The following is a 26,094-nucleotide window of genomic DNA, read 5'->3' as shown; positions in this document are numbered from 1 at the left end:
CGCTGAAAGGGTACAAGAAAGCAGGGGAAGCGGCAATTTTCCTTTTCCCCTCGCTCACTTTATGACGGACTCCGTGCGCTGATTTTCGCCGACAATTTTTCCCGCACTGTTTTTTATCGTAAACCGAATCGACACGTCATCCTGGCCTGCGGGCGTGGCCGTCAGCGTTTTAATCATCGTTCCCGAGTCTGCTGCGATCGTCATCGTCGTCGTGCCTTTTGCCAGCATCTTATCGCGCTGGGTGATGTGCCAGGTCAGACGGCATTCGCGGCACGGTTTCCAGGTGTCGTTGATGGCCCACAGACGCACGGTCGCCGCCGCCCCGGATTGCCACTGCGCAGTGACCGGTTCAATGGACGGCAGAACAGGCTGGTACGCACGTTGTAGCGCGTAAAACCCGGCTTTAGGTTTACGCAGGTAGTCCACCACGCCCCAGTTGATGGAGGGCCAGGTTTCTACAAACATGAAGTGGAACAGGGCCGTCACCGGCTGGTATCGCTGTCGGCGATAGCTTTCCGCCGCCGTGGCCACCAGCTGAGACTGGTACGCCTGAGTATTGCGAATCATCGCCTGAATGTTCTTCCCGCGCGGAATACCGGCAAACTTAAAGGTCTGGAAAGGCTGAAAATTATGGTATTTCCAGACGGTCCAGCCGGGATCGTCAGCGGCGGTCGTTTTTGGCCAGAGCGACGCCGCCGGGATGATGGTTTTTAGCGTCGATAAGCGGGGAAGCGCCTGCGCGCCGAACTCGGTGATGATCCCCGTTTTGGCCGGCGTCAGCAGGTCGCGCACGGTGCCGAAGTACCAGCCCGCCCAGTAATGCTCCTCAACGGCGGAAAAGCGATGCACGATGCGGGAAGTATCTTCGGCGAGCGTGTCCGCCACCCGCTGCGTGAGCTCGCGATTCAGATCTTTATTCCAGTCCGGGAAGCGTTTTTCCATCCACGGCGAATTCCAGGGCGGTTCGTTATGCCCGCCCCAGACGATGATGGCGGGGGAATTGCCAAACTGTTCGATCATCTCCCGCGTCTGGCGAACCGCGTTTTTCGTAAAGGCGTCACGGCTGTCGTAGCCCCACTGCAGCGGGACGTCCTGCCAGATCATCATCCCCATCTCATCGGCAACGTCATACAGCGCGCGCCCGGCAACGTGTCCGTGCACGCGTATGGCGTTAGCGTTCATGGTCTCCACCAGACGAAGATCGCGACGGTATTTTTCTCGCGTCATGGTGCTGAGCCAGGGGGAACCGATGTAATTACTGCCCTTAATAAAAAGGCGTCTGTCGTTAATGAGCCAGCCTTTATTGTCGGGCTGCTCAACGATTTTGCGCAGCCCGGTGCGGGTCACCGCCGTGTCCATCAGGCCGTTTTCATCGCGCAATGCCACGCGAATGGTATACAGGTGCGGTTTCCCCGTGCCGACCGGCCACCACAGTTTTGCCTTCGGCATGGGCAGCGTCACCTGCACGGAATGGGCGCCGCTTTCGAGGGTAACCGGAAAGTCAGCCTGATAGCGCTTGCCGCTGAAATTGGCGGGCGTGGCGGTGAGCCGCACGGTCGCCGGGCCCTGACCGAGCGCGCGATAGCGTATCTCCGCCTTTAGCGCCGGACGAGTCAGCCCCTGCGTCCAGTCGGGTCGCAGGATGGTCTCATCAAGGGTAGCGCCCCGGCTAAGATGCAGCCTGACCGGTGCCCAGATGCCGCCCGAGTTGGCGTCCTGTCCTTGCGGCGACCAGGCCCCACCGGGACGCGTGTCATGCTGGTTAAGGATCCCCTTCATGAGCGTTTTATGCAGCGGCCAGACCTTAGTGGGATCTTCGTAAGGGCTGTCGACCCTGACTACGAGCTGGTTGTGACGTTGTAGCGCCGAACGGGCATCCAGCGAAAAGCGCTGAAAATAGCCCTCATGCTTGCCCAGCGGCTGGCCGTTCAGCGTCACCTCTGCAAGGTAATCGACGCCGTCAAACACCAGGGTACTCATTACGTCGGGGGGCTGCACGGGCAGGGAAAACGCGTGCTTATACCACAGCGCGCCCTGGTGATCGTACCCGGCGCTGTACCAGTTGGCAGGAACCTGAAGCGGGCGCCAGCCTGATGCAGCAGGATGCGCACTGTCATTTGCGTCCTGAACCTGCCATTCTCCAGCCAGAGACCAGCTGACCGGCGCAGAGTTCGCCACCGTGTGGGGGGCCAACAGGGCAAGAAGCAGCGCGCAGTTGCGAGTCATCATGCGTTTACCCCGCGCGCGGTGAGCCATGCCGTCAGGCGCCGCGATTCCTGGCGAAGGTTTTCATTCAGGGCTGCAAGCTGTTGCCTATCCAGCGCATGAGCGTCGCTTTCCAGCACCTGTAGCTGCTGTGCGAGCGTGCTGAAGTCCAGGGTGACGGCTTCTCCCCGCAGCTTGTGGGCCGCGCGGCGCAGCGCGTCGCGGTCGTCGCTGTCGATAGCTCGGGTGATGGCCTTCATGGCCTCCTCCAGCCCTTCGCCAAACAGGGCCAGCAGCTCCTGCACCAGGGCGGGATCGTCAGCGCACTGCTTCAGCAGGCGAGCTTCATCCGGAAGACCGGAGGAATCTTCGTGGCGCTGAAGCACGCGAGCAATCTCTTCAGCGAGACGCTCCTGGCTGATGGGTTTGGCAATGTAGCCGTCGAAACCCATGTTAAGACAGCGCTCTTTGTCCCCCTGCATGGCGTGTGCGGTCATGGCGACGGTGGGCTGAGCCGGGCCAGGCCGGGACCGTTCTTCTTCACGCAGCAGGCGAATGGCGGTCTCACCGTCCATCTCTGGCATCTGAAGGTCGATCAGCAGAACGTCCCACGCGCCCGCGCGCCAGCGTTCCAGCAGCGAGACGCCATTATCGACGATCTGACAGGTGTGCCCGAGCCGCTCAAGCAGGCGCGCGGCGACCTTCTGGTTAACCAGATTATCTTCTGCCAGCAGGATCCGCAGTCCCGTAGCCCCTGGCGAGGCGACAGGCGCGGGCGTGCTTTCACCCACGGGCGCCGGCGAACGTTCAAACGCGGCGGCAATCGCCTGATGTAATTCATCCTGGGCGATAGGCTTATGCAGATAGTTCTTGATCCCGATCCGCTTCAGCATATTGATATCAAAATGTCGGCTCATGGAGCTCAGCATGATGATATGGCTCTCAGCAACCTGCGGCAGAACTGAAAGCTCAAGGGCCAGAGACACGCCGTCCATATCCGGCATCTGTGCGTCCAGCAGGATCAGCGGCCATACTGTTCCAGCTTTAACCCGGGTGATGGCCTCGCTGGCGTTGTTGACGCAGGTGGGTTTCAGCCCCATCTGGCTGAGCATTGCTGCCAGCAGCCGCAGATTGGTCTCGTTATCATCAACTACCAGCACGGAGTCACCGTTAAAGCGATGGCTATGTGGGCGCTCGCCAGGCGCCAGGGTCTGTGCCACCAGCGGCAGCGAGAACGAAAATTCGCTGCCTTTTCCCGGCTCGCTGGAGACCGTTAATTCGCCCCCCATCGCCGCAACCAGTCGCGCAGAGATGGTTAGACCGAGCCCCGTACCGCCATAGCGGCGTGTGGTTGAGTTATCCGCCTGGCTAAAGGCTTCAAAAATGGCCTTCTGCTTATCTGTCGGTATGCCAATGCCGCTGTCGCGCACGCGAAAACGCCATCGATCCGCGCTATCGTCGGGCTCAACAACCAGGATCACTTCTCCCTGATGCGTAAATTTCAGCGCGTTGCCCAGCAGATTGGTCAGGATTTGGCGCAGTCGCGCGCCGTCGACCAGCAGCACGTCGGGAACGTCGGGCGCAATATCAACCAGCAGCTCGATGCCTTTTTCGCTCGCCCCCGGCATGTGCGGACGAATAAGCGACTGAATGAAGGGGCGGACAGGCACAGGGTCCGTCTCCAGCTCTACTTTGCCGGCTTCGATACGGGAAAAGTCGAGAATATCGTTGATGATATGCAGCAGAGACTGGGCAGAACTCATCACCAGCGTCAGGTAATCGCGCTGATCGGCACTGAGAGACGTATCCAGGCACAGCTGGGTCATGCCAATAATGCCGTTCATCGGGGTACGAATTTCATGGCTCATATTCGCCAGGAACGCGCTTTTTGCCTCATTGGCTTTTTGTGCCTCAAGGGCCGAGGCGAACGCCTGAATTTCAGCCTCTTTGCGCCGCGTAATATCCTGCAGCGTGCCAATCACGCGCTCGGCGTTTCCCTCAATGGAGAGCGTGACCACCTGGCCTGACAGCAGCATCCAGCGCAGTCCTTCGGTAGGATGATGTACGCGAATTTCACATTCAAAGACCGGACGGTGATCCTGCTTCGAAGCGTGCAGCGCCTTGCGCAGCGCTGCGCGATCGTTCTCGTGGACCTGATTCAGCAAAAACCGCACCGGATATCGCCACTGTGTGCGCGACTGGCCCAGCATAGCAAGCAGAGTGTCGTTCACCTGGAGCGTGTCGCCGGAAACCTGCCAGTCCCAGATCCCGATATGAATGGATTCCGCCGTCAGCAGAAAGTCGTCATGCAGCTGGTGGCGCGCGCGCTGCGCTTCATCCAGCTCCGTAATATCGCTGTGCAGGCTGACAATACCGCCGTCCGAAAGCCGCTGATGCTGAACGAAGATCCGCCGCTGGCCTGCCTGCCGCACTTCGCAGTGTTTATCCTGTCGACAGTTGCGTACCACTGACTCCCTCAGCGTCTGACGCAGGCCGGGGTCGACGTTGTAAACGGCATCGATAAAGCGTTCCGCCAGCGCCTCAAGGGTCGTCCCCACCTTCAGCCACGGGGTTATGACCGGATAAAACAGGGCCACGTTGTGATTCCAGGCCTGCAGGCGTTCCCCGCGGTCATAAATCATGACGGCGGCCGGCAGCGCGTTAAGATCGTACGTGAATGTGCTCATCGTGATCCTCCCTACGCGCGGTAGTGCAGTTCTGCCTGTCGGCGAAGGTATTCCAGCCCGGGCGCGATCGCCATGGCCCAGGCCGTCAGGATCTCATCGTCGCACTGCGGATCGCGCTCGCTCACCGCGTTCAACATCGCTTCGCGCCACAGGGCAAAGAATCGCGGTGGGAGGTGGAGGCCGTCGTCGCTTTGCTCCCGCGCCAGGCGCTCGAGAAAATCAGGCACGATTAATGCGCCGTCTACCGCAAGCATGGCGAAGAAGCTTTTAAACAGGGTCTGCTGACCCTCCCGATCCGGCAGACGAGAAAAATGCGCTTCCGTTTCGGGTGACATATGGACGAAGGCGTCATAGAACGTCTGAAAAAACGCGGTTTTTTCATTATTCGGAAAGACGCGGTTCAGGCTGGATTCAAACAGATCGCGATAAAACTTCACGGCGTCCTCCTTATAGTGCTTTCGCCCGGCAGACAGTGGCCGACAGGCGTGTATTCCTCTGCCAGACGGCGTGAAAAATAGCTCTCTTTCGTCGATCGACGCACGTCAAACAGCGGCCCGGCGTTGTGTTTAAAGAAAAGGGCTTCCAGAACCGTGGCATTGGTTGAGAGGGTTAAGGCAGCGTTGGTATCCCCCGTGGCTTCCTGACGGCCCTCGTACCAGCCTTTCTGCGGATCGTTAAGGTGTTTTGTAACCGTCATCAGCACGTCGGTGTACGGGGTGTCCCATAGGGCCCACAGGGCAAAGACTGCTTTGGTCGATACCTGCGCGAAACGGGTGTAGTCCCGGCCATCGTCGCCGACAGAGTTCCAGGCATAGCCATTTCCCCAGACGGTATCCTGAATATGCCAGGGCGTCTGAGAGAGCGAGAAATCTGCCCTGGCCGTCAGGATCTTATCGGTCTCCCAACGGGTCTTCTGGCTTAGCCAGACGTTTTCGGCCTGCTTGCGCAGACGCTTTTGCAGATCGGCCGCAACGCTTTCGGGCTCCCAGCCAAACTCCAGGCCCGGCAGCATATAGGGAAGGGTGGTAATCAGGGAGGGCTGCCACGTGGTGCGCGGATCTCGGGCATCCACGGCCAGCCGCCGTTGAGAGATGATGACGTGGTTCATCGGCGGCGTAAACGCTTTATCCGGGGAAAAACCCCATAGATGAAACGCCGTCGCGGCGTATTCGCTCTCGCCCAGACGTAGCTCTTCCCGGACCACCGGCTGACCGTTTTGCAGCGAAGATGACCACAGTTCGCCTTCGCCGTCGATGACCGGGCAGAAATTCCAGCGCAGGATAATTTTATCGAGGTATTCACTGTACTGTGGCTCCCGCTCAGCGGTGAGGCGCAGGGCGAGCATCAGACGCGCCATGTCGCGCGCGGACCAGCCATTTTTGACGGGGTTGCCGCTAAAATCGATCGGCGCCGCCGTCTGGCTGGAATAGAGCCGGCTCGGCGTCCGGACCTCGGTCAGCGTCAGGCGGTTAAGGGTGCCCATTAGACGGGTTAAACGAGCGTCATACTCGGCGTCATCAATTAGCCCCAGCTCTTTTGCCGCCAGCAGGGCGATAAGCGTATCGCCCATTTGCCAGAGCGTGACGCGGGGCTGTTTGTCGCTCCCGTTGACCAGCCCCGTTTGCGGCTGGGTATTATTGACGAAATAGCGCCAGGCGGTTGCCGCCCATTTCTGTTCTTCCGGCGTCAGGGCAGAGATACGCGCGCTGGAGTGCCAGCCGCCGTTGATGAGCCAGCGCCAGCCTGCTCCCTGATGGCCAAACAGAGCAAAGATGATCGCGCCTGCGAGGAGTAATCCCGCGAGCCCTCTGGCTATGGTTTTAAGCATTGCGCAGTCACCGGTGGCAGTTTAACGGGCTCGTCCACGCTGCATGACGCGCACTGACAGGCCTGACAGGCGGGTTTGGTACGCTGCGTGACGCCGGTCCGGTCGCACCAGCTTTTTACGGCCGGCGTGCTGCTCAGGAACGGGCGACTGCGCAGCGCGTTGTTCTCTTCAAACTGATCGAGCAGCTTTTGATCCCACAGCGATGGGGCAAAATCCTTGCTCTTCGGGTTGTCGGTGTTGAAGGCCAGCAGTTTTCCCTCTTTTTTGAACAGCAGGGCCTCCAGCATGATGCCGTTATTGTTCGCGGTGAACTCCTTGATCGGCCCGTCACCGTTTTCATATAGCCCTTCGTAGTAGCCTTTTCCCTCTTCGTTGGCATTCTCAATGGTGTTCAGCAGGCGGTCGGTATAGGGGGAGTTCCACAGCACCCACATGCCCAGCGCCGCCTTCAACGATATCGCGGCAGCGTTAGGGACGAACTGGCCTTTATCGGTAATGGTGTTCCAGTTGTACCCGTCGCTGAAGACGGTGTCATAGACGAAGTAAGGGGCTTTATCGAGCTGGTGCTCAGATCGCGCGGTGAGGACGCCGGTAATGGTATAGCGGTTCTCCTGAGCCTGATAAACGCGGTCAGCAAAGTTTTTCATCCACGTCAGGGAGTAGTCGCGCGGGGCGTTATCCCGGTCGGTCGGTTTATCAAAGCCGAACTCCAGCCCGTAGAGCAGGTAGGATTCCGTCACCACGTAGTTATGCTGCGACGTGTTGCGCGGGTCGCGTGTATCGTACGGGACCAGCACGCAGTAGATATCGGCAAGCTCGTAAGGCTGCGGACGGCTGGCTTTACAGGTATTAAACCCCCACAGCTGGAAACCGGCCGCGCCGTACTCTTCATAGCCCAGCCGACCTTCCTGAACATATTTCGGCTGGCCGTTCTCCAGATAGGCGCCGTACAGCGTGCCGCAGGGGTCGATCGCGTGGCTGAAATCCCAGCCGAGCACCACGTTATCAATGCTGTTGCCGTACTCCGGATAACGCTCTTTGATGATTTTCAGCCAGACCAGCATTCGCCCGATATCCAGCGCCGAGAAGCCAATTTCACCGGGCTTGTTGGTGTAGTCCACTTTCTGGCCGCTGATGGTGTTATAGGCCTTGTTGGGCAGCTCGTTGCGGAACAGTACCAGGGTGTTTAACGTGGCGAGGAATTTTAGCATCCGGCGGTCAAATTCCGCTTTATCAATGATCCCCAACTCGCGCGCCGCCGTCAGGGCGGCCAGATAGGAGGCGCTGTCCCACATGGTGGTGGAGGGGTATTTGTTGACCGCATTCACCAGGCCCGTCGTGGGCTGATAGTTGGAGACGAAATACTGCCAGGCGTTTTTCGCGATGGTCATCTCTCGGGCGGTCAGCTCGCCGCTACGCGGGGAGTAACCTGATGCAGGAAGCTCGGTGTCCGCACGCACGGTCGATAAGGCCAGCCAGAAGATCGTTATTCCCGTGAGCAGGTGGAAAAGGATCGGGGATCGTGGCTTCATGGCGTTGCTCCTGCTGAGGGGGAAGTGTAGAGGCAGGCCAGACAGAGCATCTGGCCATGCGAGATGTAAGACAGACTTTCCAGCACAATGGCATTGGTATCGGCGTCTACGACGGCATTGACGCTGTTGTTGAGATTTAACCCGCGCTGCCAGCCTTTACCCGGCACCTGAAGCGGCAGAACCTGCTGGCGCAGCGCTTCGCTCCAGCTGTTGCGGAACAGGGCGTACCAGGCAAACGCGGTGCGTGTGGAGGTAATCGCCACCTTCTCCGGCACTTCGTCGCGCAGGTTGCGCGCCTGAACCGGCTGCCTGTTAGGCAGATCGTTAACATAATCCGGCGCCGGTTCGGCATAATCCGTGCTGACCGGCGGTTTTGGGGTACGCAGGCTATGACGCCGCTGTTGGATCTGCATAATCCGCCACGCGATTTCAGCGCTCTGCGCGTCAAAGCCCAGCTCAAGGCCGGTTAACAGATAGGGGAGACTGATCAGGGAGGTTTGCTTGCCCCAGGGCGTGCGTAGCCCTTCATCCGGCACCATCACGCCGTCCAGATCGATCATCTTTTGCCCTTCAGGCGGGTTGGTCACCGCGAGGCCTGCCGCGCTGTCAATTAAGCGCAGCGTATGGCTGGCATAGAGCCTATAGCCAAAGCTGTCCCGCTGTTCGTCATCGGTCAGCGTCCAGTGATGGAGCGGCACCGAAGCCTGGCTTTGGGTGTTATTTTCAATCAGCGCCGCGGTGCGCCACACGCTCAACAAATCGCGGATGGCCGCCGCGTGCTGCGGATAGCGCCACAGCAGGGTCTGTAATGCCGTCAGCAGCCTGCTCAGACCGATTGCGGAGGCGTCAGGTTTGCCCAGAATCTTGAGTGTGTCAGCATGGTAATACGCGGCAGGGAGGCCTCGCTCGTTGAGCGGCAGCTGCCCCAGCGTAAACAGGGCCGTGCTGACCCTTTCGTCAAACTCATCGGTGGAAATGATGTTGAGCTGCTGTGCGGCGGCAGTCGCAAACAGATAGCTCCCCACGCTCCATAGACTCAGCCACGGTTCACCGTCGCTGGCGTTCGCCAGGCCGTTTGGCTGGGTATTATTCACGTAGTATTGCCAGGCGACCCGCGCCCAGATGGCTTCGTCATAGGTCAGCGCCCGTTTCGCAGGCAGCGGTGGGAAGTCTTTACTGAGCGCGATGCCGCCGCTGCTTTCCACACGCGTGGGCATCTGTTTCTCCACCCAGACCACAATGGCAAAGCCGAGCAGGAACCCGAGCAAAATGGTGAGGTAGCTGCGAGCGGGCAGCAGGGCATCACGTATCCTCATTGGGTGACCTCGTCCTCTTCAGCGGGCGTCCACATGGCCGCGAAAATTAGCGGCAGCATGGCGGCGATGTTCACCCCTCCCCAGAAAATATTGATGACGTAGCCGGAGGGGTCGTCCACCTGTCCACGCGCCACCTGGATACCGCCCCAGACGAGTCCTGTCAGGGTCAGCACCACGATGGCTATCTGCGGCTTCACCAGGTAGAGAAAGCGGCCCGTCTGCCGCTCTTTTGGCGTAACGTGAAATTTGATCTGCTCGCCCCGCAGCACCGTATTGAGCGCGCGCAGGTTCATGGAAAAGAAGGAGAGGTAGGAGGCCCTGCCGTCCCAGGCCGAAATCCCCCATGTCCCGAACATAAAGGCCAGTTCAGAGAAAATAAAAAACGGGAGAAAGTGGAGATAAAACGGCGTCGACCAGGCGGATACCGGCGGAATGCCTGTGAACAGATAAATTATGGGTGAAATCAAAAACACCGTGTTCCACACGCAGGCCATGTACGACCAGAAGGTGGTGGCATACATCAGCGTCTGGGGTAGGGAAAGCCTGAAGCGGCGACGGCTGAAGATGTTGTCATGGAACAAAATATCCAGCGAGCCGGCGGCGTACTTAAAGCGCTGGATCATCCAGGTCAGCATATCCTGCGGAGAGAGCATCTTCGACTCCACCCGCGGGTGCATGACCGAGCGCCAGCGTCGCGCGGCGTCACCGTGCAGCAGCACCGAGGTGTAAATATCTTCCGAGACGTGGAATTTGTAGGGCGTTAGCTCAGTGTCAAACGCTACGTGCGGGCGCATTGCCTCCTGCAGCGCTTCCCGCGTTTCGTCATCGCGAATATCGCGCGTATGGCGATGGATCTCCTCTTCGACGGACCAGACATAGCTGCGCAGCGCGGCCTGCATGACCGCTTCGCGACGGTGGATGGAGGCCGCGCCGCAGCAGAAAGCCGCGTTCGCCCAGTTTCGCCGCCGCAGGATCACGTCATAGAACATGCGTGGATCGTTAAAAAACGGGTCGCGGCCTATCGTGACCGGGCCAACACACTTTTGAATCAGCCAGCCCAGACCGTAGCCCACTTTTCCCGCTTTCCGCTGGCCCCAGCGTGACAAATTTTCACCTTCCGGAAGATCGAAGAACCACTGCGGCGTCTGCACCCAGGCCACGTCCGGATCGCGGAAATAGCCCAGCGTATGGCTGAGCAGGGTGGGAAATACCCGGGTGTCGGCGTCGCAGATGACAATAAAATCGCCGTCAGTTTGCTCAAGGCCATTACGCAGATTACCGGCCTTAAAGCCGATGTTGGTCTGTCGACTGATGTAATTGACGCCTTCCTCATCACAAACGGCTTTCATCTCCGGGCGACGGCCGTCATCAAGCACGTGGATCCGGTAGTCAAGCGGGAACGGGTACGCCATCTTAAGGGCGTCGCGAATGGATAACCTGACCAGTTCGGTATCTTCCGAGTAGGTGGCAATGAACAGATCCACTTTTACAGGACGAGGTTCTACGGCCTCTTCTGGCGACAGGCATTCGTTAATTTCGCCAGGCGGCGGGCACTGGGGAGGATCCTGTTCTTTCCATAAATTGATGGTAAACAGCACGGTGCCGATCCACGCCAGCGTTTCGGCGAGAACCAGCGGTATGGCGTACCATAACGCGTCCGTATTCAGGGAGGAGGTCCAGCGCCAGTAAATATAATTGGCGCCCAGAATAAGCGCCGCGACCGCTAACACCTGCCAGGTCATCATTACCCAACGCGGTGTTGTTAACGGCTCCGGAGGACGACGATGTTCAAAACGGGAAAAATAAAAATCCATAGTTCCGGCATTCCTGATTCCGTGAAAATGCAGACCCATTCTGCTGCGCAGACAGTTGCCCAAAAGAGAAAGAAAATAGCGATTAAACAAGATTTAAGATAAGTGTAGAACGCCGAATAAAAGTGTCCAGCGTCGTTTTTATTAATATGTAGCAGTGGTTAATTTGGATTTAATTCTGCTTAATATGTTTCATCTGCCGGTGATAAATTGCAGTTACTATTCCTTTAGACTATCTACTTTATTTAGACCTTAATTTTCGTTTTCAGGCAAAGGACACCCTATGAGCCATGTTGCGCCGTCGGTAGCGCAAGAAGATGACGCTAAATCAACAGCATGGCGTTATGCCGTAGCAGGTGCACGGGACCTGAGAATTGACTTTATGCGCGGCATAGCCCTCGTCATGATGGTCGTGGCGCATACGGAGGTCATGTCGGTATTTAATATATTCTCCTGGGAGCGTTTTGGGTTAACAACCGGTGCAGAAGGCTTTGTCATTCTCTCGGGGTTTATGCTGGGAATGCTGAATCGCGCGCGTCTGCAAAAAGTGGTTTTACTCACGGTTTCCTGGGGGCTTTATCTCAGGGCGTGGAAAATATATCGCGTAAATATCATTGTCATAGTGTCATTTATTCTTCTGGCCTATATCCCACATATTAATGTTTTCGAGGTTACCCATTTTACCGACCGTTTTTCGGGGCAAAGCTGGTCGCTTTACCCTGTTACGCCGCAGATTAAAGAGACCTGGTTCAACATTATTCTCTATTTGCAGATCGGCCCCCATCAGACGCAAATTCTGGGGCTGTATATCTTTTTGCTGCTCTTTAGCCCCCTTTTTTTAGGGATGTTGCAGAAAGGGAAAGTCTGGTGGCTGTTATGGCTGTCGCTGCTGGTGTACGGCCTGTGGCAGCGGTGGCCGCTTCGGCTGACCCCGTCGGAGTTCGAATTTGCCTTTCCGCTGCTGGCCTGGCAGTTCATCTTTGTGCTGGGCATGGTCAGCGGCTGGTATAAAGCCGAACTGATCTCTTTCGCACGCACGTCAGCAGGTAAAGTGGTGGTGGTTGCGCTGGTGATGGTGGCGCTCATTCTGGGGTTCGTCGCACAGAACCATACCAACCCGTTTATGCCCCCCGCGCTGCTGATGCACCTGATTCCACCGGACAGCTTCAATACCTTTTATCACACCTGGGCGGCGAAGAATGGGCTGGGCCCGGTGCGGGTGCTAAACGATATCGCCCTGATGGTTACCGTCTACCTGGTGCTGACGTATTGTTGGACGCCGCTCAACCGCCTGCTGGGATGGTTCCTGATCCCGCTAGGCCAGCACTCGCTTTATACCTTTATTTTGCATGTGTACGTAGTGCTGCTGGTGAGCCAGTTCATCACCTTCGACTTATGGCGTCACGCCTGGATAGAGAACACGTTAGTGCATGCGGCGGCACTGGGTATTTTGTGGCTGATGGCAAAATACGACGTCGGCGCACGCTGGATACCTAACTAAGGATGGCGGTTATGCGCGAAAAATGGCTTCTGGCGGGCGTGCTGCTCGCCGCGATCCCCGCCGCAGAGGCGGCGCAAAGCAGTGATAAAGAAACCCTGCGCGATAAGAACGGTGAACCCGTTCAGGCAGGCGTGTTTACCAGCCGGTGGGGGCGTTTGTTCTCGGGAAATGACAAGAAATTCTCTGGTGCCCTGAGCTTTAGTTCAGGGCTGAAAGAGCAGATGGTGAGCGTGCCCAATAGCTCGGACAGCGCCGCGCAGGAGAAAAAAATTAACCAGACGCTGAATCTGAGTCTTCAGTATTCCCCGTACAGCTTCTGGTTTGCCAACATTACCTCCCGGTTGCCCGTCAGGGATACCAACCGCTATACCGCGGACTTTCGCTATAGTTTCGGCTATGACGACTGGCATGCAAATACGTTTAGCCTGGTTTACGGCAACTACGGTGATAACCACTTCTGGACGTCGGGTAGCCGGAGACATACCTATTTCGAACAGGGTGCATTTACGCTGGCCTATAAGTTTTCCTTGCCCAAGCCGATAGAAAATTCGCTGCTGATAAACAAAGGGGATTCCATCATTTGCCAGGTCGGGTACAGCTGGGTCCCGCGCTACTACGATCTCAGCAGCGATGACATCCGTAAAAATAAAAACGTCATGCTGGGCGGCTGCGGCTACACCTTCAAACAACATTTCTTCGTTCGTGCGACGGCATTCTGGTTTCCGGACAGCAGCCAGCAGCAGCCCTGGAACGGCGATTACAGCTACAGCTTTGGCTACGCGGGCTATACGCCGGGATCGTTCTCTGTTCAGTATGCTAACTATGCGGGGACGCGCTATCCGGGGCACGGCAACGGTAACGCCAAATTCAGGGAAGGGACCGTGAGCCTCATCTGGTTCTTACCGCTATAGGAGGGATACATGTCGGCTCTGCACGTGTTAATTGTTGAGGATTCGCTGATTTATCGTCGTCTACTCTCCCGGATGCTCACCCAGTGGGGGTATCTCGTGAGCGAGGCGGAAAATGGCGTCGCCGCGCTGGAAATCTTGTCCAGTCAGCCGGTCAGCATGGTGATAAGCGACTGGGAAATGCCGGAAATGGATGGGCTTACGCTCTGTCAGACGATCCGTAACCGTCAGTTTGGCCACTATGTGTATGTCATTCTGCTCACGGCACGCGAGAATGCCGGGGATTTAACGCAGGGTTTTGATGCCGGGGCGGATGATTTTTTAAGCAAGCCCGTCGAACAGGCTGAGTTACGGGCGCGGCTCCATGCCGGGGTCCGTATTTTGACGCTGGAGGCGACTCTCGCGGCGCATAACAAGCGCCTGAGTGAAGCGTTACATCAGATTGAAAAAGATCTTGAACTGGCGGCGCGCGTTCAGCACTCGGTGCTGCCTTCACACAGCTTACGCTATGGTGACTACTTCTCCGACTGGCTTTTCCTACCATCAGCCTGGGTCTCGGGCGATGTGTTCAATATCTTTCCGCTGGATTCCCATCTGGGATTCTATTGCGTTGATGTCTCGGGTCACGGCGTGGGGGCCGCGATGATGTCCCTCGCGGTGGCTCGCCAGTTTTTACATGGCCGTGTGGTGGATCGCTTTCTGTTTACCGATGAGGGCGGTATTCAGTCACCTGCGGAGGTCGTCAGGATGTTGAACAGCCGCTTTTGCAGTGAAGAGAGCGACATCACCAGTTATTTCACGCTCATTTACGGCGTGATCGATCCAGAGAGTGGTGAGGGGTTGCTATGTCAGGCCGGGCATCCCACTCCCGTCATTGTGAACGCAGACAGCGAAGTCACGTCCGTGGGCGATGGCGGCCCGCCGGTCGGGCTGATCCCAGACCTGAGCTGGGAGGACGTCGCGTTTACCCTCAATCCGGGGGATCGCTTATGCTTATTCAGTGACGGTATTACGGAGTGTGAAAACGTCAGCGGCGAGCAGTTTGGCCCGCAGCGTCTCGAACGCTGGCTTCATGAGCATGCCCGGCTCCCGGTTGACCAGCTCCTGCCGCGGTTTGGTGACCACCTGACCGGCTGGCGCAATGCAAATCGTGATGAATCCATTGCCTTAACCGATGACGTGTCACTGCTCGTGATTGAGCGTCAGGGAGAACAGAATGATTATTAACACCGAACGATTACCACATGCCAATATTCTCACCCCCGCAGTTCGGCGGCTGGATGCGTCCATTGCCGCGGCGTTTAAGGCCTCTGTCACGGAAGAAATTGGCAGCGATCGTAAAGCCTTAATTGTCGATTTTAGCAAAGTGGATTTTATCGACAGCAGCGGGCTGGGGATGCTGGTGTCGTTGTTCAAGCTGATGAATGGAAAAGGCGAAATGGCGCTGTGCTCCCTGAACCCCGGGATCATGAACATGTTCACCCTGACCCGAATGGATCGCATCTTCCGCATCTATCCGGATAAACATAGCGCGCTTGCGCAGCTGGGGCAGTAGATGCAGAGGCCGGAACAGGCTGAATTTCCGGCGGCGATCGCGTCCCTGACGCCGCTGTCCGGCTGGCTTGGCGACAGGTTGAGCGCGCTTCCCGTCGATGATGAGTGGCGTTTCGCCTTCGATCTCGCCGCCTGTGAAGTGGCGACGAACATCATCCGCTACGCGCTTCACGAGGATAACTCGCGCGTCTTTCGCGTCCAGTTCGACGTCCGCGGCAATGACGTCTGCGTTGTTTTTAGCGACGCGGGTGACGCGTTCCCGCAGGAGCGGCTTGAGGCCGCCAGGCGAGACCGCTTCTGCGAAATGTCGCCGCTGCTGGAGAGCGGTAGGGGGCTGATGCTCATTTTGCTGAGCGTCGATCGTTTCACTGTGGAACGCGTGGCGGGTGAAAATATTGCCACGCTTGAGAAGAAAATCAGCGTATGACCCGCAGGTCATACGCGCGTGATTTTATTTCGTGTTGTCAGCAAACAGCGTCGGCGCCCATGGACGCGGATCCACCTCCATAAACGGCGCGCGCTCGAAGCGGTCCTTCAGCGCCCACGGCACCGTGCAGTCGAAGATCGTCTTGCAGGAGATGCCGTTGCCGCGAATCGAGGTGCTGTAATCCGGCGACTGGGATGGATCGAGCTGGTGGCCGCGGATCCCCGGAATATTGGTGATGCTGACATCGCCCTGCATGCGCGTCGTCATCGCCCACAGGATGTCGTCGCTGTCGAAAATATCCACGTCTTCGTCGACAAGAATAATGTTTTTCAGCTCTGAGTAAGTGGCCAGGGCGATAAGCGCCGCCTGGCCCTGGCGTCCTTCGTCTGAAGGCTGGCGTTTTTTCACCTGCAGTATCCCGAGGAACTTACCGCCGCCCGCGGTATGGGCATAGACGTTTTGCAGGAATCCGGGAATTGCCTCTTCAACCGCATTACGGATGCTGGCCTCGGTCGGCAATCCGGCCAGCGTGGTATGTTCTTCCCCCGGCCCCACCAGCGTTTGCAGGATGGCGTGGTTTCGCATGGTCACGGCTTTCACTTTGATCATCGGCAGAGAGGGATTCGCCTCGCCGCAGTAGCCCGGGAACTCCGGCATCGCGTGGCCGGTGTTGGTGTGCTGATCCTCTCTCACGCGCACGCCCGGAAGCAGTTCGCCTTCGATGATGATCTCCGCCCGCGCGATGGCTTTCTCTTTGACCGCCACGCCCTGCACCAGCTCAACCGGCTGCTGGCGCAGCGCCCCGGCGACGCCCAGCTCGTTATAACCAAATGGCGTGGTGGGGGCCTCAAAGCACGCGCCGATATAGATGGCGGGATCGAGTCCCATGTTGATCGTCACCGGCAGCGGTTTTCCGGCATCCTCCGCTTTTTTGCGGAACACTTCGATGTGGCGCCCGGCGGCAAGGAACATGGAAAGCTCGTCGCGCTCCTGCACGCAGAGGCGGTGGATGGTGACATCCGTTAGCGAGCTGTCTTCCGGATCGCTTGCCAGCACCAGCCCCAGACAGAAGAACGGACCGGCATCAATCGGCGTGTTGGTCGGAGCCGGAAGCAGCTTGCGCAGATCGAAGTCAGGATCGTCAGCGTAGAAGACCTGCTCCTGACAGGGGGCCTGTGTGGCCGGAACGACAACCGGCGCAACCGGCTTTTTCACCGCCTGGCCGACGTGTTTTGCCAGTTCAGAGGGCTCGCAGCCCAACAGAAGCGCCGCGCGCTCGCGGCTGGCGTGCATGCCCACCAGAATGCGGGAGTGCGGATAGCCCTTAATGCTGTTGAACATCATGGCCGGGCCCGTGCGGGTTGGGCGTTTGACCGTGCCGCCTGCGCCGATATGGCGATAGACACCCGCCAGCTCCGCGTTGGGATCGACCGGACGATCGGTTTCAAGATAGTGCCCTTCGTGGCGCTGCAGTAAGGCGATGGCGCTGCGGAGATCGTTAATCTTGTTTTCCATATTTTCCTCCCTCGGTTGAATACCTCCATTTTTATGGCAATGGCTAATAGCATCAATTGCATCATTAATGTTAAATTGATAAGTAAATTAATATCAATATAAGGAGGCGTCTCGTGCAGTTTCGTCAGATGCGCCACTTCATCGTCGTGGCCGAAGAGCTCCACATGCACCGGGCCGCCGAGCGTCTGAACATGGCGCAACCGGCGCTGAGCCAGCAGATAAAGGCCCTGGAAGAGCGTTTAGGCGTCACGCTTTTCAGCCGTGCGAATCGCCGCTTAACCCTGACGCCCGCGGGCGAAGCATTCCTGGTAAAAGCCAGGCTCGCCATCTCCCTCACCGAGCAGGCGGTGCTGGACGCCAGACAAACGGCACGGGGCGAGCAGGGGGTGTTAAACCTCGGATGCGTGTCGAGCGCGATGTTCGACGGCAGGCTGCCCGCCGCGCTTCGCCAGATGCACAGCCGCTGGCCGGCCATTACCATGTCGCTGATGACGGGAAACGTGCAGACGCTCTATGCCGCCGTGCAGAGCAATCAGCTCGATGTGGCCATCATCCGCGCGCCGCTGCCGTCGCTGCCGGACGATCTGCAAAGTCGTCCGTTCACCTCGGAGAAAACGGTGCTGGCGCTGTATCGTCAGCATCCGCTGGCCGGGTCCGCCGCACTGACGCTTTCGTCGGTGAAAGACGAAAAATGGATCTCCCTGCGCGACCCGGAGGGAATGGGGCTGGAACAGTATTTCTATGACGCCTGCAGCGGGGCGGGCTTTCAGCCGGACGTAGTGCAAAACGCGACCGACGTGCCTACGGTGATAAGCCTGGTTTCGACAGGGTTTGGGCTGGCGCTGCTGCCCGCGTCGGCAAAGGCGGTGAGCGTCGAGAATGTGGTTTACGTGGACATTCTCGACCGGCTGCGGGAGAGCGAACTCACCCTGGTTTGCCACCGGATTATTCGCTCAGAAGTGCTTAAAAAGTTTCTGGTTACCCTCGATCACACCTGACGTCCGGCGGCCCGCAGCAGCTGCTCGCGCAGCCAGGCATTTGCCGGATCCTGGCTGTTTTTCGGGTGCCAGTACATGTTGATGGTAATTGGCTGGAGCGGCAGCGGCGGTGGGAAAATATCCAGCGTGCTGGCGAACTGTCGCAGCATCCGTTCCGGCAGGGTACAGACCAGGTCGGTACCGGCAACAAGCGGTGGCGCCATGGCGTAGCTCTGGGTGGACATGGCGACGTGTCGCTGATAGCCCAGCCCGGCAAGGGTTTGGTCGATAAAGCCGGTAAAGGGATCTCCCGCCGACGACACCACCAGATGCGAAAGCGCGCAGTAGCTTTCCAGATCTAACGGGCCTGTTCCGCGCGGATGGCCTTTACGCTGGGCGGTGGCAAACGCGTCGTCGAGGAGTTTGCGCCTCACCCAGCCGTCATGAGCGCCCGCGCTCACGCCGATGTAGATGTCCACATCCCCGTTTTCCAGCTGCTGCGGCAGGTCAGCCATCTCCGGCAGGGCGAAGCGCAGGCGGATGCCGGGGGCATCGGTTCCCACCTGGTTAAGCAGCCCGGTGCCGAGCATCAGCGCCGGGTTCTCATGCAGCGCGATAACAAAGGTCCGGCTGCTGGTTTGCGCATCAAATGCCGTGGGGGCAAACATCGCGCTGATGCCGCGCAGTACGTTCGCCACCTGCGGCTTGAGCGCTTCCGCTCGCGGCGTGGGTAATACCCCGCGTCCATGCGGGGAGGGAATGAACAGCGGTTCGCCAAACAGCGAGCGCAGACGCGCGAGACGGGCAGACAGCGCGGGCTGGCTGATGCCCAGCCGCGCGGCCGCATGGGTGATGTTCCTGTCCTGAAGCAGGGCGTCCAGCGTCAGGAGCAGGTCTATGTCCATGTCAGATATCCGCGTCATCGCTCTATTTCGCGCCGCTGGCGTCCCGGTTGGTATAGGTGACAGGGACCCAGGCATAGCCGCCGTTCTCGCCTTTCGTTACATAGCCGATGCCCGGGAAAGGCAGGTGCGGGGCGGCAATGAGATCTTTATTTTTCACAAAGTCAGCGAACGCATGCTCGCGAACGCTTGCCGCTTTGTTCTGATCTTCATCGTAGGTGATGGTCACCGCAGGCTGCGGGAACTGGACCGCCGCGGCGTGAATGATGTCGCCGACAAAGGTGATCTTCTCGCCTTTGCTTGTCAGCGTGTAGAAGGCTGAGCCCGGCGTGTGTCCGGGATGAACCGTGCCGGTCAGCCCCGGGATAATCTCCGATGTGCCGCTAAACGGCACCACTTTCCCCGCGTCAAGATAGGGCTTTAAGGTCTTCTGCGCGACGTCAAAGTAGTTCTTGCCGTAGCCGGTTTTCTTCTGATTGTCGTCGTTAAAGAAAAAGTCGATATCCGGTTTACCAACAAAAACGCGCGCGTTGCTGAACACCACCTTGCCATCTTTCACCAGGCCACCGGCATGATCGGAGTGGGCGTGAGTCAGCAGGACTTCAGTAATGTCCTCGGGTTTAATCCCCTGCGTGGCGAGGCTCTCAATCAGACGGCCGCCGTTACCGGGGCCAAAGAGCTGGCCCGAGCCGGTATCCACCAGAATTTTATGTCCGGGCATCGCAATCAGGAACGCGTTGATGGAGACCTCAGGCGGGTTGGTCTGGAAATTTTTCGCGAGCAGCGCATCAATGTTTTGCGGCGTTGTCCTGCGCAGCAGTTTGTGCAGATCCTGCGCGACGGTTCCGTCGGTAAACGAGGTGACCAGAATGTCCCCAACCTGAATGCTGTACCCGCCCGCCGGTTGTTTAACGACGTGCTGGGGCGTCTCTGCCGAGGCCTGCAGCGCAGGGTAGAAAAGCAGTGAACTGGAAATCAGCGTGGAAAGAGCAAGTTTTTTCACGGTAAGCATACGAGTCTCCTTTGAAAGCACTCATCTTACTTCTTCGTAAAATTATAAGAACCTGCCCAGAAATGATAGGACCTATAAACGGGATGGATAGTCAACCGAAGGGCCGGGAAGGCGGGGGACGCCTTTTCCGGCCCGTAAGACCTTATTTTTTCAGCGGTGCGTTCCAGCTATCCAGCGTGGCTTTGGACCAGGCGCCATAAGCGGCGTTAGGCAGCACAATCCAGTCGTTGCCGAAGTGTTCGGCGCTGGCTTCAACCAGCTCACGCTGCTGCTCGCTCGGCTTTTTGCTTTTAAACTGCACGGCGAAATCCGGCAGGCTGTCGCCGAACAGCATCACGATCTGCTGTTTTTTGAGGATGCTCTGGCGACGCTCTTCCTTGCTGACCGTATCCAGCAGCACGCTTTCGTCAGACACCTGCGGCAGGCCGAGAGCGTTTAACGTCTTCAGCGTGTCGGCTTTATTTTCCTGCATACGATCCGAAACGTAGTAGATCCGGACCTTGCTCTGATTCACGTGGTCAAGAAACGCTTTCGCCCCCGGGATTAAGCCGGGTTTTCCCTGCTTCTCCCAGTCGCTCCAGGTGTCCCATTGTGTATAGTCGTGACACTGCTCCGCGTCGCGCACCAGCAGAGGGGTGTTATCCAGCACCGTTTCGTCGAGGTCCATCACCACGGCGTAATTTTCGGGCGTTTTCAGATCCTTTAACTTCTCGTTGAAACGCTCGGTGGCAAACCGATAGGTTTGCAGCTGAAGGGCCATAATCTCTGCCGATTTCTGCTGATAGCGCAGCGCCATTTCGTACGCTTTTGGTTCACACAGGTCGCGCCCGGCAGCCGTCGCGGTTGCCGCTGCACTCAAAACAGGTAATGCCAGCAGTAATGCCTTAGCCATTGAATTCACGCTTTTTTCCTCAACACCCTGGTTAAAATCCCGAAAGCGTAATGAAATTCAGTGACAGAAATATGACCGCGATGTGGCAATGTGTTTCCGCTAGACCAGCATGTAATACCAGAACAGGGCGACCTCGTCTTTTTCCGGCAAGGCGTTGTAGAGATAACGGTCGTACCCGCCCAGAGTAAATCCGTAGTGACGGTAAAACAGGCAGGCGGAGACGTTCACATTTTGTGTTTCAAGCCGTAATCCGGGCGCGTTTACGCTGCGGGCCCAGACGTGGGCGGCGGCCATTAATTTTTGCGCGGCGCCGGTTCTGCGTCTGGTGCGATCAACGGCAATATAATCCACTGAAATAAACTTATTCCAGCCGATTGACGCGGTAATAAATCCGGCTAATTCACCATCATCTGTTTCCGCCACAAGAAATATGGCGTCCGGATTAACGCAATGGTTTTCAAGCGTTTGAATGTCAAGTTCGTAGGTTTTTATCCACGGCTCGGCGACGGCTTCGATATGCAAATCACAGTGGATAAAGGGCTCTCGCGCAATGTGGCTAATAGTGAAAGAAAAGTCACAACATTCAAGACGGACGAGGTCCGTATTTAATCCTTTTCGAATCTGCATAGTATTCCCGATAGTGAGTTATTTCATAAAGAATAGACGAAGCGGTTAAATCCGCTGAGCTCACGCACTTTTAATCCTGAACTAAGCTTGTACTTCGTTCCGCGTAAAATGTGGGTCATTCGAGGACAATGAATGGAATTCAGGACATTTCAAAAGCAGTGGGGTGCTGAGTTTATTTCCGATGACGTTGTACGTTTTCGCGTCTGGGCAGAAGGACAGAAAGAACTTACGCTACGTCTGGCCGCCGCCGACGTGCCGATGACGGCAACGGGCGACGGCTGGTTCCAGGCAGATGTGCCCGGCGTCACGCACGGTGCAGAATATCAGTTTGTTCTTCAGGACGGCATGGCGGTGCCCGATCCCGCCTCGCGGGCGCAAAAGGGCGACGTTAACGGCCCCTCGGTGGTGATCGATCCCCGACGCTACCAGCCGGTCAACCGCGACTGGGCAGGGCGTCCGTGGGAAGAGACGGTCATTTACGAACTGCATATGGGCACCTTTACCCCGGAGGGCACCTTCCGGGCGGCCATCGACAAGCTGCCGTATCTGGCAGAACTCGGGATTACCCAGCTTGAAGTGATGCCCGTCTCTCAGTTTGGCGGTTCCCGCGGCTGGGGGTACGACGGTGTGCTGTTATATGCCCCACACTCAGCCTACGGTACGCCGGAGGATTTCCACGCGTTTATCGACGCCGCGCACGGGCTGGGGCTTTCGGTGGTGCTGGATATCGTGCTTAACCACTTCGGGCCGGAGGGGAACTATCTGCCTTTGCTGTCGCCCGCGTTTTTCGATGCACAGCGGATGACGCCCTGGGGCAACGGCATCGCCTACGAGCGCGAGCCGGTGAGGCAGTACATGACCGACGCGCCGCTCTACTGGCTGACGGAATACCGCCTTGACGGCCTGCGGTTTGATGCCATAGACCAGATAAAAGACGGCTCCGACACGCATATTCTCGAGGAGATTGCCACCAGGATCCGCGAGGCCATTCCGCACCGTCACGTTCACCTGACCACGGAAGACAGCCGCAACGTGATTTTCCTGCATCCGCGCGATGAACAGGGCAACGCGCCGCTGTTTACCGGCGAGTGGAACGATGACTTCCACAACGCCGCCCACGTATTTGCCACCGGCGAGACGCACGCCTACTACCAGGACTTTGCCTTTGAGCCGGAGAAAAAGTTCGCCCGGGCGCTGGCGGAAGGCTTTGTCTACCAGGGCGAAGTGTCTCTGCAAACCGGCAAATCCCGCGGGGTGGAGTGCCGCACGCAGCCGCCGCAGTTCTTCGTCGATTTTATCCAAAACCACGATCAGACCGGCAATCGTGCTCAGGGCGAGCGGCTTATCTCCCTCGCGGGTGCCGACAAGACGCGGGTGCTGCTTGCCGCGCTGCTGCTCTCCCCGCATATTCCGCTGCTGTTTATGGGCGAGGAGTATGGTGAGACGCATCCGTTCCTGTTCTTCACCGACTTTCACGGCGAACTGGCTAACGCGGTCCGTGAAGGGCGCGCGAAAGAGTTTACCGGTCATGCCGGACACGATGAAACCGTCCCGGACCCGAACGACGTGAACACGTTTATCCGCTCAAAGCTCGACTGGCATAAAGTCGCCACCGACGAGGGCAAGACGTGGCTGCGCTATACGCGCCATCTGCTGACGCTGCGCCATCGCTATATCGTTCCGCTTCTGCATTCGGGCGGCGCCGTTGAGGGCCATGTGCTCAAGACCGCGCCCGGCATGGTGGCGGTGAGCTGGCGCTTCCCGTCGGGAACGCTCTCTCTGGCGCTGAATATCGGCATTAAGCCCGCCGCGCTGCCCGCTCTGGCGGGGGAGACGCGTTTTGCCTCGCCGGAAGTCACCGACGTTTTACCCCCGAACGGTATTGTCGTTCGCTTTGCTGATGGAGAAGCATCGTTATGATCCCTTCCGCCACGTACCGAATTCAGTTCCGTAACGGCATGACGTTCGACCGCGTTGTGGCGCTGGTGCCGTATCTGAAGGACCTCGGCATCAGCCACCTTTACGCGTCGCCCGTGTTCACTGCCACGACGGGGTCCACCCACGGCTATGACGTAACCAACCCGAATGAAATCGACCCCGCCATCGGCGGGCGGGAAGGATTTGACCGCATGGCCGCCGCGCTTAAGCAGGCCGGCATGGGGTTGATTCTGGACATTGTCCCGAACCATATGTCCACCTCGCTGGAAAACCTCTGGTGGCGCGACGTAATTGAATATGGCCAGCAGAGCCGCTATTTCCGCTACTTCGATATCGACGGGTCGCGACCGCTAACGCTGCCGTTTCTTGGCGACACCTTTGAGGCGGAGCTGGAGAAGGGAGCTATCACGCTAAAACGTGACACTGTCACGAAAAAGGCCGCGCTGGTCTACTACGACGCCGAGTATCCGCTCAACCCCGGCACGTACAGCGAGGAGAAGAGCATTGCCGAGCTGCACGACGCGCAAAGCTGGCGGCTGATGTCCTGGCGGGAAGCGCCGAAGCAGCTCTCGTGGCGGCGCTTCTTTGAGATCACCGGGCTGGTCGGCGTTCGGGTTGAAGATGATGCGGTCTTCGACGACACGCACCGGCTGATCCTTGAGCTGGTCCACGCGGGCGTGGTGGACGGCCTGCGCATTGACCATGTCGACGGCCTGGCGGATCCGCTGGGCTATCTGCAGCACCTGCGGCAGGCCACCGGGCCCGACTGCTACATTACGGTCGAAAAGATTCTCGCCAAAGGGGAACAGCTCCCCTCTGACTGGCCGGTATCCGGTACCACCGGCTACGAGTTTATCGCCTCGCTGGCGGAAGTGCTGGTCGACGACGATAGTCTGTCGCGCCTGGAGACCATCCACGACGAGACGCTGGGCATCACGGTCGATCGCCACGCGGAACTGCGCGATGCCAAAGGCCTGATGGCCGATCGTAATTTTGAGGGTGAATTCACCACGCTGCTGAACCTTGCTGACGATCTGGCCCGCCGCAATGAGGTTGCGCTGCCGCGCGAGGAAATCCGCCACGCGCTGCGTGAGCTGCTTATTGCGTTTCCGGTCTACCGCACCTACGGCACCCGGGAGGGATTAACCCAGACGGACGTGGCGCTGCTCAACCGCGTGGTTGCCAGCGTGGAGACGTCGGAAGCGGCGCTCAGCCTGATTGTGCGCATTCTTACCGGCGACCTGCCGGACGGGTGCCGCGAGTCCGCCGCGCTTTTCAGGACCCGCTTCCAGCAGCTCACCGGGCCGCTGATGGCGAAGTCGGTGGAGGACACGCTGTTCTTCCGCCACAACCTGGAGCTGGCGCTCAATGAAGTGGGTGCCGACCCGACCCCGCGCGCGTTTTCATTATCCCGCTTCCACCAGGAGATGCGCATTCGTCTCGCCCGTCAGCCCGACGCGCTGCTGGGCACCTCCACGCACGATACCAAGCGCGGGGAAGATGCCCGGGCGCGTCTCTACACCCTGACGGAGGCGCCGGAACGGTGGGGTGAAAACCTGGCACGCTGGCGACAGATGAACCAGACCCATGTGCGTTTTCTCAATGACGGTACCGCGCCGAACGCCGCCGATACCTGGATGATCTACCAGGCGCTGGCGGGCGTCTGGCCCGCCACGCTGTCACCGGACGACGCCGACGGGCTGAAATCACTGGAAGAACGTTTCCTTGGCTTCCTTGAGAAAGCGCTGCGCGAGGCGAAGCAGCGCACCGACTGGATCGACAGCAACGAGAGCTATGAGAGCGTGGTGTTGAGCTATGCACGGCACCTGCTTTCACCGGACAACACCCTGTTCCTGCACGATTTCAGCGAGGCGATGCAGCCTTTTATCCGCGCCGGGCTGATGAACAGCCTCAGCCAGACGGTGATCAAGCTGACGGCGCCCGGCGTCCCGGATATCTATCAGGGCAGCGAGGCGCTTAATTTTAGCCTTGTCGACCCGGATAACCGGCGGGAGCCGGACTTTCCGGCCCTGGTACAGCACCTCAGCGCGGCGGATGCCGGGGTGTTTGACAACCCGGCATGCTGGCGGGACGGCAGGGTCAAACAGTTCGTTACCGCCACGCTGCTGCGGCTTCGACCGCACTACGACGAGCTTTTCCGCTACGGCGACTGGCTGCCGCTTAAGGTCACCGGCGATCGTGAGGATAACCTGATTGTCTATGCGCGCGTTAAGGACGGCGAGGCGCTGATTGTTGCCGTGCCGCGTCTGGTTTTTGACGTCACCGATAATCATCAGCTGTGGGTCAATACCACGGTCGCGTTACCCGACGAACTGGCCGGGAAGCGCTATCGGGATCTGTTCAGCGGCGAAAGCCGCATGCTGCAAGAAACGCTGGATTTAACGTCAGAAAAGGGATCTGTACTGGTTCTGCTTACCTGCGAATAATCGTGGAGAACGAAA

General features: G+C 58.3%; 20 protein-coding genes. 8 read left to right on the top strand and 12 right to left on the bottom strand.

Annotated features, from left to right (window positions below; genetic code table 11):
- Positions 1 to 54 precede the first annotated feature (54 nt).
- The 7 genes from ACMGG5_RS18040 to ACMGG5_RS18010 are packed head-to-tail and all read right to left on the bottom strand — an operon-like array spanning position 55 to position 11,382.
- Positions 55 to 2,226: a glycoside hydrolase family 2 protein gene (locus ACMGG5_RS18040; RefSeq protein WP_407860001.1), complete on the bottom strand. Its 2,172-nt coding sequence runs from the start codon at positions 2,224 to 2,226 to the stop codon at positions 55 to 57.
- On the bottom strand, positions 2,226 to 4,892 hold the full coding sequence (locus tag ACMGG5_RS18035; protein ID WP_420278299.1) for a response regulator: 2,667 nt from the start codon (positions 4,890 to 4,892) through the stop codon (positions 2,226 to 2,228). The genes ACMGG5_RS18040 and ACMGG5_RS18035 overlap by 1 nt, the downstream gene beginning before the upstream one ends.
- Before the next feature lie 11 nt (positions 4,893 to 4,903).
- Positions 4,904 to 5,329 (bottom strand): globin, encoded by a 426-nt coding sequence (locus ACMGG5_RS18030; protein ID WP_024909518.1) that lies wholly within the window; start codon positions 5,327 to 5,329, stop codon positions 4,904 to 4,906.
- Positions 5,326 to 6,720, bottom strand: a complete 1,395-nt coding sequence (locus tag ACMGG5_RS18025) for a DUF3131 domain-containing protein (RefSeq protein WP_420278298.1) — start codon at positions 6,718 to 6,720, stop codon at positions 5,326 to 5,328. The genes ACMGG5_RS18030 and ACMGG5_RS18025 overlap by 4 nt, the downstream gene beginning before the upstream one ends.
- The gene (locus ACMGG5_RS18020; protein WP_417927427.1) at positions 6,705 to 8,252 is read right to left on the bottom strand and encodes a DUF3131 domain-containing protein; all 1,548 of its coding nucleotides are present in this window, start codon (positions 8,250 to 8,252) and stop codon (positions 6,705 to 6,707) included. The genes ACMGG5_RS18025 and ACMGG5_RS18020 overlap by 16 nt, the downstream gene beginning before the upstream one ends.
- The gene (locus ACMGG5_RS18015; protein WP_420278297.1) at positions 8,249 to 9,568 is read right to left on the bottom strand and encodes a DUF3131 domain-containing protein; all 1,320 of its coding nucleotides are present in this window, start codon (positions 9,566 to 9,568) and stop codon (positions 8,249 to 8,251) included. Before ACMGG5_RS18015 ends, ACMGG5_RS18020 begins: the two co-directional genes overlap by 4 nt.
- The gene (locus ACMGG5_RS18010) at positions 9,565 to 11,382 is read right to left on the bottom strand and encodes a glycosyltransferase (RefSeq protein ID WP_032647318.1); all 1,818 of its coding nucleotides are present in this window, start codon (positions 11,380 to 11,382) and stop codon (positions 9,565 to 9,567) included. Before ACMGG5_RS18010 ends, ACMGG5_RS18015 begins: the two co-directional genes overlap by 4 nt.
- A 280-nt stretch (positions 11,383 to 11,662) precedes the next feature.
- On the opposite strand from ACMGG5_RS18010, the gene opgC reads away from it, so the two are divergent.
- The 5 genes from opgC to ACMGG5_RS17985 are packed head-to-tail and all read left to right on the top strand — an operon-like array spanning position 11,663 to position 15,769.
- On the top strand, positions 11,663 to 12,880 hold the full coding sequence (gene opgC, locus ACMGG5_RS18005) for an OpgC domain-containing protein (protein WP_420278296.1): 1,218 nt from the start codon (positions 11,663 to 11,665) through the stop codon (positions 12,878 to 12,880).
- 11 nt (positions 12,881 to 12,891) lie between these two features.
- Complete coding sequence (locus ACMGG5_RS18000) at positions 12,892 to 13,791, top strand: hypothetical protein (protein ID WP_081112037.1); 900 nt, start codon at positions 12,892 to 12,894, stop codon at positions 13,789 to 13,791.
- 9 nt (positions 13,792 to 13,800) lie between these two features.
- Positions 13,801 to 15,015, top strand: coding sequence for a PP2C family protein-serine/threonine phosphatase (locus tag ACMGG5_RS17995; protein WP_420278295.1), 1,215 nt, complete (start codon positions 13,801 to 13,803; stop codon positions 15,013 to 15,015).
- On the top strand, positions 15,005 to 15,343 hold the full coding sequence (locus ACMGG5_RS17990; protein WP_208762890.1) for an STAS domain-containing protein: 339 nt from the start codon (positions 15,005 to 15,007) through the stop codon (positions 15,341 to 15,343). Before ACMGG5_RS17995 ends, ACMGG5_RS17990 begins: the two co-directional genes overlap by 11 nt.
- Positions 15,344 to 15,769: an ATP-binding protein gene (locus ACMGG5_RS17985; RefSeq protein WP_208762889.1), complete on the top strand. Its 426-nt coding sequence runs from the start codon at positions 15,344 to 15,346 to the stop codon at positions 15,767 to 15,769.
- 24 nt (positions 15,770 to 15,793) lie between these two features.
- Here ACMGG5_RS17985 and ACMGG5_RS17980 read toward each other — a convergent pair whose 3' ends face one another.
- Positions 15,794 to 17,284, bottom strand: a complete 1,491-nt coding sequence (locus tag ACMGG5_RS17980) for a UbiD family decarboxylase (RefSeq protein WP_208762888.1) — start codon at positions 17,282 to 17,284, stop codon at positions 15,794 to 15,796.
- Positions 17,285 to 17,397: 113 nt separating this feature from the next.
- Here ACMGG5_RS17980 and ACMGG5_RS17975 point away from each other — a divergent pair, with 113 nt between their 5' ends.
- Positions 17,398 to 18,282 (top strand): LysR substrate-binding domain-containing protein, encoded by an 885-nt coding sequence (locus ACMGG5_RS17975; RefSeq protein WP_208762887.1) that lies wholly within the window; start codon positions 17,398 to 17,400, stop codon positions 18,280 to 18,282.
- Here the strand turns inward: ACMGG5_RS17975 and ACMGG5_RS17970 are convergent.
- From ACMGG5_RS17970 to ACMGG5_RS17955, 4 genes are all read right to left on the bottom strand, one after another.
- Positions 18,273 to 19,184 (bottom strand): LysR family transcriptional regulator, encoded by a 912-nt coding sequence (locus ACMGG5_RS17970; protein WP_157189205.1) that lies wholly within the window; start codon positions 19,182 to 19,184, stop codon positions 18,273 to 18,275. The two genes, ACMGG5_RS17975 and ACMGG5_RS17970, sit on opposite strands and share 10 nt — an antisense overlap.
- Positions 19,185 to 19,188: 4 nt before the next feature.
- Positions 19,189 to 20,175, bottom strand: a complete 987-nt coding sequence (locus ACMGG5_RS17965) for an MBL fold metallo-hydrolase (protein ID WP_417927420.1) — start codon at positions 20,173 to 20,175, stop codon at positions 19,189 to 19,191.
- Between the two features lie 142 nt (positions 20,176 to 20,317).
- On the bottom strand, positions 20,318 to 21,067 hold the full coding sequence (locus tag ACMGG5_RS17960) for a 5'-nucleotidase, lipoprotein e(P4) family (RefSeq protein WP_420278630.1): 750 nt from the start codon (positions 21,065 to 21,067) through the stop codon (positions 20,318 to 20,320).
- A gap of 99 nt (positions 21,068 to 21,166) precedes the next feature.
- On the bottom strand, positions 21,167 to 21,694 hold the full coding sequence (locus ACMGG5_RS17955) for a GNAT family N-acetyltransferase (protein ID WP_045910584.1): 528 nt from the start codon (positions 21,692 to 21,694) through the stop codon (positions 21,167 to 21,169).
- 132 nt (positions 21,695 to 21,826) lie between these two features.
- On the opposite strand from ACMGG5_RS17955, the gene treZ reads away from it, so the two are divergent.
- Together treZ and treY are read left to right on the top strand one after the other, a co-directional pair.
- On the top strand, positions 21,827 to 23,614 hold the full coding sequence (gene treZ / locus ACMGG5_RS17950; protein WP_420278294.1) for a malto-oligosyltrehalose trehalohydrolase: 1,788 nt from the start codon (positions 21,827 to 21,829) through the stop codon (positions 23,612 to 23,614).
- Positions 23,611 to 26,079 (top strand): malto-oligosyltrehalose synthase, encoded by a 2,469-nt coding sequence (gene treY, locus ACMGG5_RS17945; protein ID WP_420278293.1) that lies wholly within the window; start codon positions 23,611 to 23,613, stop codon positions 26,077 to 26,079. Before treZ ends, treY begins: the two co-directional genes overlap by 4 nt.
- Positions 26,080 to 26,094: the final 15 nt, after the last annotated feature.

The sequence above is a fragment of the Enterobacter sp. BNK-34 genome (genome assembly GCF_048684445.1).
GTDB classification, from domain to species: domain Bacteria; phylum Pseudomonadota; class Gammaproteobacteria; order Enterobacterales; family Enterobacteriaceae; genus Enterobacter; species Enterobacter pseudoroggenkampii.
Note: the sequence above shows the minus strand (reverse complement) of the source record. Positions and strands in the feature narration are given on the sequence as shown.

Bases quoted from the DNA above. Each gene is read 5' to 3' on its own strand.
- ACMGG5_RS17990 (WP_208762890.1), top strand. From the start codon at position 15,005: ATGATTATTAACACCGAACGATTACCACATGCCAATATTCTCACCCCC.
- ACMGG5_RS18020 (WP_417927427.1), bottom strand. From the start codon at position 8,252: ATGAAGCCACGATCCCCGATCCTTTTCCACCTGCTCACGGGAATAACG.
- treZ (WP_420278294.1), top strand. From the start codon at position 21,827: ATGGAATTCAGGACATTTCAAAAGCAGTGGGGTGCTGAGTTTATTTCC.
- ACMGG5_RS17980 (WP_208762888.1), bottom strand. From the start codon at position 17,284: ATGGAAAACAAGATTAACGATCTCCGCAGCGCCATCGCCTTACTGCAG.
- ACMGG5_RS17995 (WP_420278295.1), top strand. From the start codon at position 13,801: ATGTCGGCTCTGCACGTGTTAATTGTTGAGGATTCGCTGATTTATCGT.
- ACMGG5_RS18000 (WP_081112037.1), top strand. From the start codon at position 12,892: ATGCGCGAAAAATGGCTTCTGGCGGGCGTGCTGCTCGCCGCGATCCCC.
- ACMGG5_RS17985 (WP_208762889.1), top strand. From the start codon at position 15,344: ATGCAGAGGCCGGAACAGGCTGAATTTCCGGCGGCGATCGCGTCCCTG.
- ACMGG5_RS17960 (WP_420278630.1), bottom strand. From the start codon at position 21,067: ATGGCTAAGGCATTACTGCTGGCATTACCTGTTTTGAGTGCAGCGGCA.
- ACMGG5_RS18025 (WP_420278298.1), bottom strand. From the start codon at position 6,720: ATGCTTAAAACCATAGCCAGAGGGCTCGCGGGATTACTCCTCGCAGGC.
- treY (WP_420278293.1), top strand. From the start codon at position 23,611: ATGATCCCTTCCGCCACGTACCGAATTCAGTTCCGTAACGGCATGACG.
- ACMGG5_RS17955 (WP_045910584.1), bottom strand. From the start codon at position 21,694: ATGCAGATTCGAAAAGGATTAAATACGGACCTCGTCCGTCTTGAATGT.
- opgC (WP_420278296.1), top strand. From the start codon at position 11,663: ATGAGCCATGTTGCGCCGTCGGTAGCGCAAGAAGATGACGCTAAATCA.
- ACMGG5_RS18035 (WP_420278299.1), bottom strand. From the start codon at position 4,892: ATGAGCACATTCACGTACGATCTTAACGCGCTGCCGGCCGCCGTCATG.
- ACMGG5_RS17970 (WP_157189205.1), bottom strand. From the start codon at position 19,184: ATGACGCGGATATCTGACATGGACATAGACCTGCTCCTGACGCTGGAC.
- ACMGG5_RS17965 (WP_417927420.1), bottom strand. From the start codon at position 20,175: ATGCTTACCGTGAAAAAACTTGCTCTTTCCACGCTGATTTCCAGTTCA.
- ACMGG5_RS18015 (WP_420278297.1), bottom strand. From the start codon at position 9,568: ATGAGGATACGTGATGCCCTGCTGCCCGCTCGCAGCTACCTCACCATT.
- ACMGG5_RS18010 (WP_032647318.1), bottom strand. From the start codon at position 11,382: ATGGATTTTTATTTTTCCCGTTTTGAACATCGTCGTCCTCCGGAGCCG.
- ACMGG5_RS18040 (WP_407860001.1), bottom strand. From the start codon at position 2,226: ATGACTCGCAACTGCGCGCTGCTTCTTGCCCTGTTGGCCCCCCACACG.